This window comes from Roseateles sp. DB2, assembly GCF_051857535.1.
Classification (GTDB): Bacteria; Pseudomonadota; Gammaproteobacteria; order Burkholderiales; family Burkholderiaceae_C; genus Roseateles_B.
The window spans coordinates 233,505-248,170 of record NZ_JBPZGY010000001.1; the positions used below are offsets into that span (position 1 = coordinate 233,505).

Consider the following 14,666-nt stretch of genomic DNA (forward strand, 5'->3'; position numbering starts at 1 on the left):
CAGCGGCTTGGTGGGATTTTTGTGAGCTCGCTCAGGCCGACAGGGCGGCCATGGCACGGGTGGTGATCTCGTCCACAGAGCCCATGCCTTCGATGCGGCGGTACTTGGGGGCCTGGGCATCGCCTTGGGCGGCCCAGCTCGAGTAGTAGTCCACCAGGGGGCGGGTCTGGGAGGCGTAAACCTCCAGGCGCTTCTTGACGGTCTCTTCCTGGTCATCGTCGCGCTGGATCAGCTCTTCGCCGGTCACGTCATCCTTGCCCTCGGTCTTGGGAGGATTGAACTTGACGTGGTAGGTGCGGCCGGAGGCCACATGCACGCGACGACCGCTCATGCGCTCGATGATGGCCTCGAAGGGCACATCGATTTCCAGCACGTAGTCCAGCTTCACGCCAGCCGCCTTCATGGCGTCGGCCTGGGGGATGGTGCGGGGGAAACCGTCGAAGAGGAAGCCCTTGGCGCAGTCGGGCTGGGCAATGCGCTCCTTCACGAGGCCAATGATGATGTCATCGCTGACCAGGCCGCCGGCATCCATGACCTTCTTGGCAGCCAGGCCCATCTCGGTGCCTGCCTTGATGGCGGCGCGCAGCATGTCCCCGGTGGAGATTTGCGGGATGCCGAATTTCTGACAGATGAAGGCGGCTTGGGTGCCTTTGCCAGCGCCAGGGGCGCCGAGAAGAATCAGTCGCATGGGGGTCCTCAATACTCAAGGGGGCGCACCTGCCCGGTGCTCCGACAAACTGCCGGGGAGAATATCACGCGCCAGCCTTCGCCTGGCTGACGTGTTCCCAGCTGTTCATGCGGTGTAACCCGAGGTTTCAGGCAAGTCTCTGTTGCGAATTGACGGTGTACTGCCCCGTCCTGCCATGCGGGCCCGTTTTCGGCGTCCGCCCGCCGAGATCGGCTCAGGCTGCAGCGCCGTTCGCCACCAGCTGCCGTACGCGCGCCAGGTCCTCAGGGGTGTCCACGCCGGGGCCGGGGCGGGAGTCGCTGACATGGACGGCGATCCGCTCGCCGTGCCACAGCACGCGCAGCTGCTCCAGGGCCTCGATCTGTTCCAGAGGGCTTTGCGGCAGCTTCGGAAAGCGGCGCAGGAAGCCGGCCCGGTAGCCATAGAGGCCCACATGGCGCAGCACGGCGCCAGGGTGCGGCGTTGCCGTGCCTGAAGGCGCGTCGCGCCACCAGGGAATGGGAGCGCGGGAGAAATAGAGGGCGTGCCCCGCGGCGTCGCAGACCAGCTTCACCACATTGGGGTTGGCGAACTCCTCGGCGCTGTCGATGGTATGTGCCACGGTGCTCATGGCGCAGTGCGGGCGGCTCAGCAGCAGCTCTGCGCAGGCGCGGATCATGTCGGGCGCGATGAGGGGCTCGTCACCCTGCACGTTCAGCACCACGGCGTCATCGCCCAGGCCCAACTGCTCGACGGCCTCGGCCAGTCGATCGCTGCCGCTGGGGTGGTCGGCCCGCGTGAGCAGGGCGCGGACGCCATGGGCTTCGCAGGCCGAGATCACCTCGGGCGCATCGGTCGCCACCACCACCTGGGCAGCGCCCGCCAGCGCAGCCTGCCGGGCCACGCGCACGATCATGGGCAGGCCAGCGATGTCCGCCAGCGGCTTGTTCGGCAAGCGCGTGGAGGCCAGGCGTGCCGGGATGACGATGTGGAAGCTCATGCCGGCTCGGAGGAGGCGCTGCCGGCTGCCGGAGGGGTGTCCAGGGAGCGGGCCTCGTTCTCCAGCATCACTGGAATGCCGTCCCGGATGGGGAATGCCAGCCGGTCGGCGTGACAGACCAGCTCGCGGCGGCTGTCCTCCCGCACGTGTTCCAAGGGGCCCTTGCAGATCGGGCAGACCAGCATTTCCAGCAGTCGCGTGTCCATGTTCAGCGGAGCAGTGCCTGCACGCGTTCGCACAGGGCCTGCTCGAAAGCAATCTCGGGCCTGAAGTCTAGCGCCACCACCCAGACCTGGGTGCGGCCCACGCGCGCGGGGGGCAATTTGACGGCGTCCTTTTCCGTCAGCAGCACTTCTGTGCAGTCCGCAGGCCAGGGCAGGGCTGAGAAGTCGTGGTGGTCGCGCAGCGGCAGGGGGCGGATGTCCAGGCCCTGCGCGACCAACATGTCGAAGAAGGCCTGGGGGCGGGCGAGGCCGGCCGCAGCCAGTACTGGGCGGCCGCGCAGGGACTGCAGGGCCTCGGAGCTGGCCGGCTGGCCCTGCCACCAGTCCTCCAGACGTACGGCGCCTGCCAGTTGGCGCAGGCCCACGAATCCCGGCAGAGGCGTGCTGGGCTTGCCGGCGCTGTAGAGCAGCAGCGTGTCCTCGCGGCTGCCGGGCGGTGCGGGCAAGGGCCCGGTCTGGCGCAGCGGTCCGGCGGGCAGCAGGCGGCCATTGGCAAGGCCGCGATCGTCGACCACCACAATGCTCAGCTGCCGGGGCAGCCGCCAGTGCTGCAGGCCGTCATCGGCCACGATGAGGTCCAGGGCCGGGTGAGCGGACAGCAGGGCCCGCGCGGCCGCGATCCGGTCGCGTCCCACGGCCACCGGGCACCGGCTGCGCAGGTGGATCAGCAGGGGTTCGTCTCCCACCTCGCTGGCCGTGCTGCTGGCTTGGACGAGCAGCGTCTGGCCGTCGTCACGACGTCCGTAGCCGCGCGACACCACGCCCGCACGCCAGCCATGTCTGCCCAGGATTTCCAGCACGGCGAGCGTGGCCGGTGTCTTGCCCGCGCCGCCGACGATCCAGTTGCCGACGACGATGACAGGGCGGGGCAGCGGCGTGCTCTTCTTCAGCCCTGTGCGATAGGCCCAGACACGCAGGCGCAAGAGGGCCGCATGCAGGACGCCCAGGGGACGCAGGGCCTGCGCCAGCGCATCATCGCTTGCCCATGCGCGCTGCAGGCGCTCCTGCCAGCTCATGTCGGGCCTGGCGCGATCACGGCAGTCATCGAGGGCTCAGGGGCTCGTCGGGCCCTGGGCGGCAAAGGTCAGGCGGGCCAGGCCCACGCGCCGGGCGGCATCCATCACGTTCATGACCGACTGGTGGGCCGCGGCGGCGTCGGCGGACACGGTGATGGTGGTCTCGGGGTCCACACCATTGCTGCCCTGCGCGGCTTGCGCAAGGGCCGCCGCAAGCATCTCGACCGAACGGCCTTCGACCACCTGGCGGTTGATGGCGTAGTGGCCATCCGCGGAGACCGCCACGATGATCTCCTTGGGCCTGTCCTTTAGCTGGTCGGCGCTGGCCGTGGGCAGGGTGATCTGCAACTCCGTGAACTTCGAGTAGCTGGTGGACAGCATCAGGAAGATCAGGATCACCAGCAGCACGTCGATGAAGGGGATCAGGTTGATCTCAGGCTCCTCGCCCTGACGCTGACGGAACTTCATCGCGAGGCGCCCTGGGAGATGCGCATCAGATGGCCCAGCAGCGCGTCGCAGGATTCCTCCATCTCCAGCACATAGGCTTCGATGCGACCGCGGAAGTAGCGGTAGAACATCAAAGAGGGGATGGCGATGATCAGGCCGAAGGCCGTGTTGTAGAGCGCAATGGAGATGCCATGCGCCAGCTGAGCGGGATTGTTGCCACTGGGCCCCTGGCTGCCGAAGATCTCGATCATGCCCACCACGGTGCCCAGCAGGCCCAGCAGCGGCGCGGCCGTTGCGATGGTGCCCAGGGTGTTGAGGTAGCGCTCCAGCTGGTGGATGGCGCCACGGCCGGCCAGTTCGAAGGTCAGGCGCAGCTTGGACTCAGGAATGCGAGGCTCCAGCACATTGGCGCGCAGGCCGGTGGCCAGCACTTGACCCAGCAGGGAGCTGTCCGCCAGTTTGTTGACGACGTCTGCTGGCGGAATCTGCTGCTGCGTGACGGCGATCACTTCCTCGACCAGCTTGGGCGGTGCGATGCGCTGCGGGCGCAGGCTGGCCAGGCGCTCGATGATCAAGGCCATGGCGATGATGGAACACAGAAGCAAGGGCCAGATCGGCCAGCCAGCGGCTTGTATGATCGAAAACAAAGGCTACCCCTCGACGGTTTCGCAGGTCTGCAGCGCAGAGGCTGCGCGCGGGATTATGGCGCGAAGCCACCCGGCCCGGACCCAGGTTTGCAAGTAGACGTGAGTCCTTCGCACGAGACTGCGGCACGAGGGCTTGTGCCGCCAGCGCGGGGGTGCCAAGTCATCCACCGAGCCTGTGGATAACTTTGTGGGCAAGCTGTCATCCGACGGCCGAAGGGCCCGTCGAATCGAGGTTTGGCTCAGATTGCCGCATTTTTGGGCAGGAAAAAGGTCTTGAAAAACAAGCGTTTATGTGTCTGTGACGCGAGCATGACGGGTCGAATGGTCCGCAAAGCCTTGATTGGCGCGGCTGTGGAGTTCTGGACCCGCATGGATACTGGGCTGGCGCATGGATGAGGGCTTCAAACCCGCATCGGCACGGCTGACGTGGTCGGTAGGCGGCCTGGTGCGGGCCATTGCTGACAGCCTCTCCAACCGCTTCGCCAGCGTCACCGTCGAGGGCGAGCTCTCCGGATTCACCCGAGCTGCGAGCGGGCACTGCTATTTCAGCCTCAAGGACGCCGACGGCGGCAATGCACTGCTGCGTTGCGCCCTGTTCCGGCGCACGGCGGCCATGCTGGACTTCCAGCCCGCCGACGGCCAACGGGTGCAGATCCGGGGCCGAGTGGCGCTCTATGAGCCCCGTGGCGATCTTCAGTTCGTGGCCGAGGCCATGCGCCGGGCGGGGGCGGGCGCTCTGTACGAGCAGTTCCTGCGGCTCAAGGCCCGGCTGGAGGCCGAGGGGCTGTTCGATGCCGAACGCAAGCGCCCGCTGCCGGCCTATCCGCGACGCATCGGCGTGATCACCTCGACTGCGGGCGCCGCCCTGCACGACGTGCTGACGGCCCTGGCGCGCCGCGCGCCGCAGGTGGAGGTCTTCGTCTATCCCAGTCTGGTCCAGGGGGCGGATGCACCGGCCAGCGTGATGGCGGCACTGGCCCAGGCCAATGCCCGGCAGGACGCCGAACTGCTGATCTTGTGCCGGGGCGGGGGCTCGCTGGAGGACCTCTGGGCCTTCAATGACGAGCGCCTGGTGCGTGCCGTCGTGGCCAGCGAGCTGCTGGTCATCGCGGGCATCGGCCATGAGACCGACATCACCCTGGCCGACCTGGCCGCCGACCTGCGAGCGCCCACCCCGACGGCCGCCGCCGAGCTGGCGGCGCCGTCGCGCCAGGAATGCCTGGGGCAGTTGGCGCACCTGGAGCAGGTGCTGCAGCGTCGGGTAAGGCGTGAGCTGGACATGGCTGCCCAGCGTCTGGACCGCGTTGCCCTGCGCCTGGCGCGGCCTGCGGAAGGGCTGGCCCGCCAGCGCCGCCACGTGGCCCTGCTGGCGCAGCGCTGGGGTCAGGTCTTGCCTCGCTGGGAAGCCCTGCAGTCGCAGCGGCTGTCGCATCTGGCGCAGCGCCATCAGGCGGCAGCGCCGCTGTTGCTGCGCACTGGTCGGCAGCGTCTGGACGGCCTGGCGGCGCGCCTGGCCGCGTTGGATCCCAAGCAGGTGCTGGCCCGCGGCTATGCCTGGCTGGACGACGGCCAGGGCCGCGCGCTGACGTCCATCGGCCAGCTGCAGACCGGTCAGCAACTGCGGGCCGTGCTGGCGGACGGCGAGGCGGCGCTCGAAGTGTTGGCCTTGAATGCGGTGGGCGATGCGGGCGGATCGCCCCCGTCTGCCAAGCGCCGTCGCAAAGCCGCCAAGGACTGAGCCAGGTCAATGCGCCTGGATCGCCCAGGGTCTTGCAGGCTCTGCCTACAATGCGCCGGCACCGCACTTTGCTGTGCCACTGCCCGTGCGCAATGGCCCCAGCTCAGCGGGCCCTGGCCCCGGTAGGCCACGGCCCCTTTCATCATCGACAACGAGAGGAACCACCATGGAACACACCCTGCCCGCCTTGCCCTATGCCAAGGACGCCCTGGCGCCCCACTACAGCGCCGAGACGCTGGAGTTCCACCATGGCAAGCACCACAACGCCTACGTGGTGAACCTGAACAACCTGCAGAAGGGCACCGAGTTCGAGAACAAGACGCTGGAAGAGATCGTCAAGACCTCCAGTGGCGGCATCTACAACAACGCCGCCCAGATCTGGAACCACACCTTCTTCTGGAACTGCATGAAGCCCAATGGTGGCGGCACGCCCACCGGTGCCCTGGCTGACGCCATCAACGCCAAGTGGGGCAGCTACGATGCCTTCAAGGAAGCCTTCGTCAAGAGCGCCGTGGGCAACTTCGGCTCTGGCTGGACCTGGCTGGTCAAGAAGGCCGACGGTAGCGTGGACATCGTCAACACGGGTGCCGCCGGCACGCCCCTGACCACCGCTGACAAGGCCTTGCTGACCGTTGATGTGTGGGAGCATGCCTACTACATCGACTACCGCAACCTGCGCCAGAAGTTCGTCGAGACCTTCCTGTCCAACCTGGTCAACTGGGAATTTGCTCAGGCCAACTTCGGCTGAGCGCAGGCGGCGCGATGGCCGCCTCAGTGAAAGACCGGCCCTGGTGCCGGTCTTTTTTTGCGCCTGCAAGCGGCACAATCCAGGCCTCCCTCCTGCAGTAAGTGGTGTGCGATGCGAGTGCTCCTGGTCGAAGATGATGCCGCCCTGGGCCTGGGCGTGGCCCGCGCCCTGGAGCGCGAGGGTTGGCAGGTGGACCTTTTGCAGGACGGCCGTTCGGCACTGGCGCCGGGTCTGATGACCCAGTTCGACCTGGCCGTGCTGGACCTGGGCCTGCCCGGCGTCGACGGCATGAACGTGCTGCGCGAATGGCGCGCCCAGGGGCTGAAGTTGCCCGTGCTGCTGCTGACGGCGCGTGATGAGCTGGCAGACCGCGTGAGCGGGCTCAATGCCGGCGCGGACGACTACCTCGTCAAGCCCTTCGACCTCAGCGAGCTGGTTGCGCGCCTGCGTGCGCTCAAACGACGCGCCGAGGGCCGCACCAGCGACTGCCTGGTGCTGGGCGCCCTCAGCCTGGACCTGGCGCACAAGGAGCTGAGCCACCGCGGCGAGATCGTGCGCCTGAGTCCGCGCGAGTACGCCCTGACCGAGATGCTCATGCAGCGCCCCGGCCGTGTGGTCAGCAAGGACGCCATCGTGGCCCGCCTGTCCAGCTGGGAAGCCGATTTCAGTGAGAACTCGGTGGAGGTCTATGTCTGCCGGCTGCGCAAGCGCTTCGCGGAGCTGGGCGTGGTGATCCGAACCGTGCGAGGCTTCGGCTATGCCATGGACCAGGTGCAGCCAGGCGAGGCGATCGGTGTCGACGCCTGACAGCGCTGCGCCGCCTGCCGGCCCCCGCCGCGCCCGCAGCCTGCGGGCCCAGCTGCTGAGGCCGCTGGCCTGGATCTGGTCCCTGGGCCTGGCGGTGGCCGCCTTTGGGGCCTACGAGCTGGCCGTCGTGGCCGGCGATGCGGCCTTCGACCGCGGCCTGCAGGACTCCGCGACGGCGCTCGCCGGCAAGGTGGTCTGGACCGACCGTGGTCCGCTGCTGGACGTCAGCCGCCAGTACTTCGAGCTGTTGACCTGGGACCAGACCGAGCTGAGCAACTACGCCATGCTGGACGAGCAAGGCAGGGTGCTGGCGGGTGATGCCGCCGTGCCGACGCCGCGGCAGCGCGTCCCTCGGCGGGCCTTCGAGCGCCCCATGCTCTACAACGCTCGTATGGGTGAGGAGGCCGTGCGCGGGGCGCTGTTCTCCATCGCCTCGCCCATGCTGGATCGGCACGTCAGCATCATCGTGGTCGAGACCCTGCACAAGCGCCAGCGCCTGGTGCTGGACGTGCTCACGGTGATGGCCGTACCCACCCTGGGCTTGGGCCTGCTGACGCTGTCTCTGTTGGCCTGGGGCATCCGCCGCGGCGTGGCGCCGCTGCGAGCGGTGGCGGCGGAAGTCGCGAGCCGCGAGTCCAGCGACTGGCGCCCCCTGTCCGTGCAGGGCGTGCCGGCTGAGGTGCTGCCCCTGATCGAACGCATCAACAGCCTGCTGGCCAATGTGGAGGAGTCCGTGGCCCTGCAGCGCCGCTTCGTGGCCGATGCGGCGCACCAACTGCGCACGCCGGTGGCTGGCCTGCGGGTGCTGAGCCAGGAGCTGGCAGCTGAGCTGGCCAGCCAGGGCGGCGCGCTTGCCGGCCGGACCGGCCCCCTGCTGGAGGGGCTGCAGCAGTCCAGCGAGCGCATGGGCAAGCTGATCGCCCAACTGCTAAGGCTGGCCCGTGCGGAGGCAGCGCTGATGCAGCTTCAGGACGTTGAGCCCATGGCACTGGGCCCGCTGATCCACGAGGCGGTGGAGCCCCTGGCCTTGGAGGCTGTGCGGCGCGGTAGCGAGATCCAGTTGCAGCTGGACGAGTCCCCAGAGCGGCCCATCGAGGCGAGAGCCCATGCGCTGTGGCTCAGCGAGGCGATCAGCAATGCGCTGGACAATGCCCTGCGCTACGGCGGGCGCCACATCCGCGTGCATTTGCGGGCCGAGGACGGCTGGGCCTGCATCCGCATCAGCGACGACGGGCCGGGCGTGCCCGCGGCCGATCTGCCTCGCCTCGGCCAGGCTTTCTGGCGCGGCGAGCGGGCAGACATGCGCACCCAGGACGGCACCGGCCTGGGCCTGGCCATTGCGCACGACATCATCCGGCGCCTGGGTGGCCGCTGGGAGGCGCGCAGCCGGCCGGACTTCCCTGGCTTCGAGCTGGCCTGGCGTCTGCCTCTGGTCTGAGTCCGTCCCTGGTCCGGTGTACGCAGGGCGCGCGGCCCTGGCGGCAGGAACTGTGGCGTTCGTGAGGAATCCTCCGCCTGGCTTGATATAAGTCATGTCCTTCCGGGCCGGTTTGGCTAGATTGAGGGCCTGACGGATTCCGCCGGAGTCCGTGCCCCTCAAGCCCCACGAGCAGGACCGCCACAGCCCATGAGTGCCACGCTGAGCGCCGCCGCCATGCCGTCCCCCGATCGCGCCGCAGCTTCTGCGCCCCTTGCTCCTGCGGCCGCCTGTGACGATGCTGCGCAGCTGGACCGCTATACCGAGTGGCTGGACCAGGGCGGGCGACGTCTGGGCCGCTCCCAATTGCAGTTGGCCGGCATGCACTGCGCGGCCTGCGCTGGCATCATCGAACGCGCCTTGATGGCCGAGCCTGGCGTGCAGGAAGCCCGGGTGAACAGCGCAGCCGAGCGCCTGCAGCTGACCTGGGACCCGGCCCGCACGCAGGTCTCGCGCCTCATCACCGCCATCGAGCGAGCCGGCTACGGTGCCGTGCCGGACCTCGCTGCGCCTGCCCGCCAGTTGCGCGAGAAGGAGCACCGCCAGGCCCTGTGGCGGCTTTTCGTGGCCAGCTTCCTGATGATGCAGGTGATGATGCTGGCCACGCCCGTCTACGTGGCCGGGCCGGGCGACATGGAGCCTGACCAGCGCAATCTGCTGCAGTGGGGCGAGTGGGTGTTGAGCCTGCCGGTGATGCTGTTCTCGGCCGGCCCCTTCTTCAGCGCCGCCTGGCGTCAGTTGCGCAGCCGCAGCCTGGGCATGGATGTGCCGGTGGCCCTGGGCCTGCTGGTGACCTTCGTGGCCAGCAGCGGTGCGGTGTTCGACCCGACCGGCATCTTCGGCCACGAGGTCTATTTCGATTCCCTGACCATGTTCATCAGCTTCCTGCTGGGTGGGCGCTACCTGGAGCTACGCGCGCGGCACAAGGTGGCCCGCTCACTGGAGCTGGCCGGCGAGCGTCTGCCCGAGCTGGTGCAGCGCCAGCAGCCGGACGGGCAGTTCCAGACCGTGGGGCTGTCCGAGCTGCGGGTGGGCGATCGCGTGCGCGTGCTCGTGGGCCAGGCCTTCCCCGGTGATGGGCGGGTGCTCGAAGGCGCGACGGCTGCAGACGAGTCCCTCCTGAGCGGCGAGTCCCTGCCTGTGAGCAAGGGGGCTGGCGACGCGGTGGTGGCGGGCAGCCTGAACCTGCAGGCGCCTGTCCTGATGGAGATCCACGGGCTCGGAGCGGACACGCGCTACGAGTCCATCGTGCGGCTCATGCGCAGCGCGCTGACCCAGCGGCCGGCCCAGCTGCGCCTGGCCGACCGTGCGGCCGGGCCCTTCCTGTGGGGTGTGCTGGTCCTGGCGGCTGGCGCGGCCGTGGCCTGGAGCTGGATCGACCCCTCGCGCGCCGTGTGGGTGGCGGTCTCGGTGCTGATTGTCACCTGCCCCTGTGCCTTGTCCCTGGCCGCGCCCTCGGCCTGGCTGGCGGCGACGGGCCTGCTGGCGCGGCGTGGTGTGCTGCTGTCGCGCCTGGACCTGCTCGAGACACTGGCCCAGGTCGACACCGTGGTGATGGACAAGACCGGCACGCTCACCGAGGACCGCATGCGCCTGGGCAAGACCTGGCCCCAGGCGCCGGATGCCGAAGCGCTGCAGGTGATGCAGGCCCTGGCGCGCCAGTCCCTGCATCCCTACGCCAAGGCTGCGCTGGAGGCGCTGGAGCAGTCGCCGCCGTCGTCGATGCCTGCAGCATCCCTAAACGAGGTCCGCGAGCATCGCGGCCAGGGCATGGAGGCGATGGATGCCCAAGGCCGACGCTGGCGCCTGGGTGCTGCTGGCTGGGCTGCGCAGGCCCGTGCGGAGCTGCCTTCTGCGCAGCTGCTGCTGAGCTGCGATGGCGTGGCCCGTCTGGCCCTGCAGTTCGAGGAGAGCCTGCGGCCTGACGCCATCCCTGCTGTGCAAGCCTTGCAGGGCCTGGGCCTTCAGGTGGAGCTGCTGTCAGGCGACAGGGCGGAGCGCGTAGCAGCCGTGGCGCAGGCGGCAGGGATCTCGCAGGCGACGGGCGCGGCCAGCCCCGAGGGCAAGCTGGCGCGGGTCGAGGCCTTGCAGGCCCAGGGGCGCACGGTCCTCATGCTGGGTGACGGCATCAATGACGCGCCCGTGCTGGCACGGGCCGATGCCAGCGTGGCGATGGGGCAGGGCGCCCTGATCGCCCGCACACAGGCGGATGCCGTGCTGCTCTCCGGTCGTCTGTCCGAGCTGGCCCGCATGCGCGCGCTGGCCCTCAAGACACGCCGCGTGATCCGCCAGAACCTGGCTTGGTCCGCGATCTACAACGCCGCCTGCATTCCGCTGGCCCTGGCAGGCTGGCTGCCGCCCTGGGCCGCGGGCATCGGCATGGCCAGCAGCTCGCTGCTGGTGATCCTCAACGCCCTGCGCCTGGCGCGGGATAGCAAGACCTGACCCCGTCGGGGCGGGGCGCATGACATGGACATTCTCTATCTGCTGATTCCGATGTCGGTGGTGCTGGTGCTGCTGATCGTCGGCGTATTCGGCTGGGCCATCAACAGTGGCCAATTGGACGATCTGGAGCGTGAAGGTGAACGCATTCTGGATGATGAATCTCAGGGGGTTGATGGCGATCAAGCCATGAACAAAGTAATCCCCTAAGAATCCCGGGGTCAATCAAGTGTGAAGGAGCACGTCAATGGCAAGTGTCGCTCAGCCGGCCGGGCCGGTTTATGAGGACGGCGTCGTACGCGCGTTTGCGCTCGCAGCCGTCCTGTGGGGCATCGTGGGCATGCTGGTGGGGGTGGTCATCGCCGCCCAGCTGGCATGGCCCGAGCTCAATCTCGGAATTCCCTGGCTCAGCTATGGCCGATTGCGGCCCCTGCATACCAACGCGGTGATCTTTGCCTTCGGCGGCTGCACGCTGTTCGCAACGGCCTATCACGTGGTGCAACGCACCGGCCAGACGCGCCTGTTCGCGCCGGGCCTGGCCTGGTTCACCTTCGTGGGCTGGCAGCTGGTCATCCTGGCCGCGGCGGTCACGCTGCCGCTGGGCATCACCTCCGGCAAGGAATACGCTGAACTGGAATGGCCCGTCGACATCCTGATCACGCTGGTGTGGGTGTCCTTCGCCATCGTGTTCTTCGGCTCCGTCGGCATCCGCAAGATCCGCCACATCTACGTGGCGAACTGGTTCTTCGGTGCCTTCATCATCGCCGTCGCCCTGCTGCACCTCGTGAACAGCGCCGCCATCCCGGTGAGCCTGTTCAAGAGCTACTCGGCCTATGCCGGCGTGCAGGACGCCATGGTGCAGTGGTGGTACGGCCATAACGCCGTGGGCTTCTTCCTGACCGCAGGCTTCCTGGGGATGATGTACTACTACATCCCCAAGCAGGCCGGCCGTCCGGTGTACAGCTACCGCCTGTCCATCGTGCACTTCTGGGCCCTGATCTTCACCTATATGTGGGCGGGCCCCCACCACCTGCACTACACCGCGCTGCCCGACTGGGCGCAGTCGGTGGGCATGCTGTTCTCGCTGGTGCTGCTGGCTCCCTCCTGGGGCGGCATGATCAACGGCATCATGACCCTGTCGGGTGCCTGGCACAAGCTGCGTGACGATCCGATCCTGAAGTTCCTGATCGTGTCCCTGTCCTTCTACGGCATGTCGACCTTCGAAGGTCCGATGATGTCCATCAAGACGGTGAACGCCCTGAGCCATTACACGGACTGGACCGTCGGCCACGTGCACTCCGGTGCCCTGGGCTGGGTGGGCCTGATCTCCATGGGTTCGCTGTACCACCTGATCCCGCGCATGTTCGGCCGCACCGAGATGTACTCCAAGCGCGCCATCGAGCTGCACTTCTGGGTTGCGACTCTGGGCATCGTGCTGTACATCGCCGCGATGTGGATTGCCGGCGTGATGCAGGGCCTGATGTGGCGTGCGGTCAATCCTGACGGCACCCTGGTCTACACCTTCGTCGAGAGCGTCAAGGCCACCTATCCCTTCTACGTCATCCGTCTGTGCGGCGGCCTGCTGTACCTCGGCGGCATGCTGATCATGGCCTGGAACGTCGTGAAGACGGTCGGCGTCGGCAAGGTGCAGGCACAACCTGTCCCCGCTGTCGCGGCTCACGCCTGAGGCAAGGGAGAACTCAACATGGCTAACAACAACCACGCCGTTTCCGGTCACGAGAAGATCGAGACCAGCAACTTCCTGATGATCGTGCTGGTGCTGCTGACGGTGGTCGTCGGCGGCATCGTGGAGATCGTGCCGCTGTTCTTCCAGCGCTCGACCACCCAGCCGGTCGAAGGCCTGAAGCCCTATACCGCGCTGCAGCTGGCCGGCCGGGACGTCTACATCCGCGAGGGCTGCTACAACTGCCACTCGCAGATGATCCGCCCCTTCCGTGCCGAGACCCTGCGCTACGGCCACTACTCGGTGGCGGGTGAGTTCGTCTACGACCACCCCTTCCAGTGGGGCTCCAAGCGGACCGGTCCCGATCTGCACCGCGTGGGCGGGAAGTACAGCGATGAATGGCATCGCATCCACCTGAACAACCCGCGCGACCTGGTGCCCGAGTCCAATATGCCGGCCTACCCCTGGCTCACCAAGGCTCTGGTGGACCCGGCCGACATGGCGCCCAGGATGAAGGCCCTGCGCACGGTGGGCGTGCCCTACACCGATGACGAAATCGCCAAGGCTGGCGAGGACGTCAAGGGCAAGACCGAGATGGATGCCGTCGTCGCCTATCTGCAGGTGATGGGCACCGCCCTGAAGAAGTAAGGAGGCACCCCATGGACGTCAATGACCTCCGCATTGCCTTCACGCTGTTCTCCATGGTGATCTTCCTGGGCATCGTGTCCTGGGCCTTCTCCAAGCGGAACAAGCAATCCTTTGACGAGCTGGGCGGTCTGCCCCTGATGGACGATCAGGCCGCCGGCGCAATCTCCTCCCAAGGAGGCCGCAATGAGTGACTTTTTCTCCAGCGGCTGGTCGACCTTCGTCGCAGCTGCCACCATCCTCGGCCTGGTGCTGTGTCTGGTCCTGCTGATCATCGCCAGCCGCCGCCGCGTGATGGCCGATGACAACACGACGGGCCACGTCTGGGACGTGGACCTGCGTGAGATGAACAACCCGCTGCCGCGCTGGTGGATGGGCCTGTTCGTGATCACCGTGGTGTTCTCGGGCATCTATCTGGCCATGTACCCGGGCCTGGGCAGCAACGAGGGCAGCCTCAAGTGGTCCAGTGCTGGTCAGTACGAGGCGGAGCAGGCCAAGGCCCGCGCGGCCCTGGAAGGCGTGTACGCCAAGTACAAGTCCATGGACGCCGCCGCGCTGTCCAAGGATCCGTCGGCCATGGCCATTGGTGAGCGTCTGTTCGCCAACAACTGCGCCGGTTGTCATGGTTCCGATGCCAAGGGCTCCAAGGGCTTTCCCAACCTCACCGACAACGATTGGCTGTACGGCGGCGCGCACGAGACCATCGTGCAGACCATCAGCGGCGGTCGCAACGGCGTGATGCCCCCGATGGCCGCGGCAGTCGGTGGCCCCGAGGACGTCAAGAACGTGGCGAACTATGTGCTGAGCCTCTCCGGCAGCCCGCACAACTCGATCGCTGCCCAACTGGGCAAGGCCAAGTTCGGCGCCTGCGCCGCTTGCCACGGTCCTGATGGCAAGGGCAACCAGGCCATCGGTGCGCCCAACCTGACAGACAAGGTCTGGCTGCATGGCTGGGGTGAGGACGCTGTCATTGCCATGATCAACAACGGCAAGAACAACGTCATGCCGGCCCACGCCTCGCGCCTGAGCGCTGAGCAGGTCCATGTGCTGGGCGCCTATGTGTGGGGCCTGTCGCAGGGCACCGCCGTCGCCGCAAAGTAAGTTCCTTCGCAACAAGGATTGAT

The 14,666-nt window shown here is 67.6% G+C and carries 16 protein-coding genes; 10 read left to right on the forward strand and 6 right to left on the reverse strand.

Annotation, left to right across the window (positions count from 1 at the left end; genetic code table 11):
* Positions 1-31: 31 nt before the first annotated feature.
* The 6 genes from adk to ACS5PK_RS00955 all read right to left on the reverse strand — a co-directional run bounded on the left by adk (position 32) and on the right by ACS5PK_RS00955 (position 4,001).
* Positions 32-688 (reverse strand): adenylate kinase, encoded by a 657-nt coding sequence (gene adk, locus ACS5PK_RS00930; RefSeq protein ID WP_439438403.1) that lies wholly within the window; start codon positions 686-688, stop codon positions 32-34.
* Between the two features lie 214 nt (positions 689-902).
* Complete coding sequence (gene kdsB, locus ACS5PK_RS00935) at positions 903-1,667, reverse strand: 3-deoxy-manno-octulosonate cytidylyltransferase (RefSeq protein ID WP_439438404.1); 765 nt, start codon at positions 1,665-1,667, stop codon at positions 903-905.
* Positions 1,664-1,873, reverse strand: a complete 210-nt coding sequence (locus tag ACS5PK_RS00940) for a Trm112 family protein (RefSeq protein ID WP_439438405.1) — start codon at positions 1,871-1,873, stop codon at positions 1,664-1,666. The genes kdsB and ACS5PK_RS00940 overlap by 4 nt, the downstream gene beginning before the upstream one ends.
* A gap of 2 nt (positions 1,874-1,875) precedes the next feature.
* Positions 1,876-2,907 carry a tetraacyldisaccharide 4'-kinase gene (gene lpxK / locus ACS5PK_RS00945; protein WP_439438406.1) on the reverse strand — a complete coding sequence of 344 codons (1,032 nt, stop codon included), beginning with the start codon at positions 2,905-2,907 and terminating at the stop codon, positions 1,876-1,878.
* A 36-nt stretch (positions 2,908-2,943) separates the two neighbouring features.
* Entirely contained in the window at positions 2,944-3,375 is a 432-nt protein-coding gene (locus ACS5PK_RS00950; protein WP_439438407.1) for an ExbD/TolR family protein, read from the reverse strand.
* On the reverse strand, positions 3,372-4,001 hold the full coding sequence (locus tag ACS5PK_RS00955) for a MotA/TolQ/ExbB proton channel family protein (RefSeq protein ID WP_439438408.1): 630 nt from the start codon (positions 3,999-4,001) through the stop codon (positions 3,372-3,374). Before ACS5PK_RS00955 ends, ACS5PK_RS00950 begins: the two co-directional genes overlap by 4 nt.
* A gap of 388 nt (positions 4,002-4,389) precedes the next feature.
* On the opposite strand from ACS5PK_RS00955, the gene xseA reads away from it, so the two are divergent.
* The 10 genes from xseA (at position 4,390) to ccoP (ending at position 14,643) form a co-directional block, all read left to right on the forward strand.
* Entirely contained in the window at positions 4,390-5,739 is a 1,350-nt protein-coding gene (gene xseA / locus ACS5PK_RS00960) for an exodeoxyribonuclease VII large subunit (RefSeq protein WP_439438409.1), read from the forward strand.
* 166 nt (positions 5,740-5,905) lie between these two features.
* The gene (locus ACS5PK_RS00965) at positions 5,906-6,487 is read left to right on the forward strand and encodes a superoxide dismutase (protein WP_439438410.1); all 582 of its coding nucleotides are present in this window, start codon (positions 5,906-5,908) and stop codon (positions 6,485-6,487) included.
* 111 nt (positions 6,488-6,598) lie between these two features.
* On the forward strand, positions 6,599-7,294 hold the full coding sequence (locus ACS5PK_RS00970) for a response regulator (RefSeq protein ID WP_439438411.1): 696 nt from the start codon (positions 6,599-6,601) through the stop codon (positions 7,292-7,294).
* Positions 7,281-8,732 carry a sensor histidine kinase gene (locus ACS5PK_RS00975; RefSeq protein WP_439438412.1) on the forward strand — a complete coding sequence of 484 codons (1,452 nt, stop codon included), beginning with the start codon at positions 7,281-7,283 and terminating at the stop codon, positions 8,730-8,732. Before ACS5PK_RS00970 ends, ACS5PK_RS00975 begins: the two co-directional genes overlap by 14 nt.
* A 189-nt stretch (positions 8,733-8,921) precedes the next feature.
* Positions 8,922-11,216 (forward strand): heavy metal translocating P-type ATPase, encoded by a 2,295-nt coding sequence (locus ACS5PK_RS00980; protein ID WP_439438413.1) that lies wholly within the window; start codon positions 8,922-8,924, stop codon positions 11,214-11,216.
* 24 nt (positions 11,217-11,240) lie between these two features.
* A complete protein-coding gene (gene ccoS, locus ACS5PK_RS00985) occupies positions 11,241-11,423 on the forward strand; it encodes a cbb3-type cytochrome oxidase assembly protein CcoS (RefSeq protein ID WP_285983825.1) in 183 nt (60 codons plus the stop codon).
* A 37-nt stretch (positions 11,424-11,460) separates the two neighbouring features.
* A complete protein-coding gene (gene ccoN / locus ACS5PK_RS00990; protein ID WP_439438414.1) occupies positions 11,461-12,900 on the forward strand; it encodes a cytochrome-c oxidase, cbb3-type subunit I in 1,440 nt (479 codons plus the stop codon).
* Between the two features lie 18 nt (positions 12,901-12,918).
* Positions 12,919-13,545 carry a cytochrome-c oxidase, cbb3-type subunit II gene (ccoO, locus tag ACS5PK_RS00995; protein WP_439438415.1) on the forward strand — a complete coding sequence of 209 codons (627 nt, stop codon included), beginning with the start codon at positions 12,919-12,921 and terminating at the stop codon, positions 13,543-13,545.
* Between the two features lie 11 nt (positions 13,546-13,556).
* Entirely contained in the window at positions 13,557-13,736 is a 180-nt protein-coding gene (locus ACS5PK_RS01000; protein WP_439438416.1) for a cbb3-type cytochrome oxidase subunit 3, read from the forward strand.
* The gene (ccoP, locus tag ACS5PK_RS01005; RefSeq protein WP_439438417.1) at positions 13,729-14,643 is read left to right on the forward strand and encodes a cytochrome-c oxidase, cbb3-type subunit III; all 915 of its coding nucleotides are present in this window, start codon (positions 13,729-13,731) and stop codon (positions 14,641-14,643) included. Before ACS5PK_RS01000 ends, ccoP begins: the two co-directional genes overlap by 8 nt.
* Positions 14,644-14,666 lie beyond the last annotated feature (23 nt).

What these genes read in the sequence shown, in the direction of transcription:
- adk (WP_439438403.1), bottom strand. Translation starts at nt 688, where the DNA reads ATGCGACTGATTCTTCTCGGCGCCCCTGGCGCTGGCAAAGGCACCCAA.
- kdsB (WP_439438404.1), bottom strand. Translation starts at nt 1,667, where the DNA reads ATGAGCTTCCACATCGTCATCCCGGCACGCCTGGCCTCCACGCGCTTG.
- ACS5PK_RS00940 (WP_439438405.1), bottom strand. Translation starts at nt 1,873, where the DNA reads ATGGACACGCGACTGCTGGAAATGCTGGTCTGCCCGATCTGCAAGGGC.
- lpxK (WP_439438406.1), bottom strand. Translation starts at nt 2,907, where the DNA reads ATGAGCTGGCAGGAGCGCCTGCAGCGCGCATGGGCAAGCGATGATGCG.
- ACS5PK_RS00950 (WP_439438407.1), bottom strand. Translation starts at nt 3,375, where the DNA reads ATGAAGTTCCGTCAGCGTCAGGGCGAGGAGCCTGAGATCAACCTGATC.
- xseA (WP_439438409.1), top strand. Translation starts at nt 4,390, where the DNA reads ATGGATGAGGGCTTCAAACCCGCATCGGCACGGCTGACGTGGTCGGTA.
- ACS5PK_RS00965 (WP_439438410.1), top strand. Translation starts at nt 5,906, where the DNA reads ATGGAACACACCCTGCCCGCCTTGCCCTATGCCAAGGACGCCCTGGCG.
- ACS5PK_RS00970 (WP_439438411.1), top strand. Translation starts at nt 6,599, where the DNA reads ATGCGAGTGCTCCTGGTCGAAGATGATGCCGCCCTGGGCCTGGGCGTG.
- ACS5PK_RS00980 (WP_439438413.1), top strand. Translation starts at nt 8,922, where the DNA reads ATGAGTGCCACGCTGAGCGCCGCCGCCATGCCGTCCCCCGATCGCGCC.
- ccoS (WP_285983825.1), top strand. Translation starts at nt 11,241, where the DNA reads ATGGACATTCTCTATCTGCTGATTCCGATGTCGGTGGTGCTGGTGCTG.
- ccoN (WP_439438414.1), top strand. Translation starts at nt 11,461, where the DNA reads ATGGCAAGTGTCGCTCAGCCGGCCGGGCCGGTTTATGAGGACGGCGTC.
- ccoO (WP_439438415.1), top strand. Translation starts at nt 12,919, where the DNA reads ATGGCTAACAACAACCACGCCGTTTCCGGTCACGAGAAGATCGAGACC.
- ACS5PK_RS01000 (WP_439438416.1), top strand. Translation starts at nt 13,557, where the DNA reads ATGGACGTCAATGACCTCCGCATTGCCTTCACGCTGTTCTCCATGGTG.
- ccoP (WP_439438417.1), top strand. Translation starts at nt 13,729, where the DNA reads ATGAGTGACTTTTTCTCCAGCGGCTGGTCGACCTTCGTCGCAGCTGCC.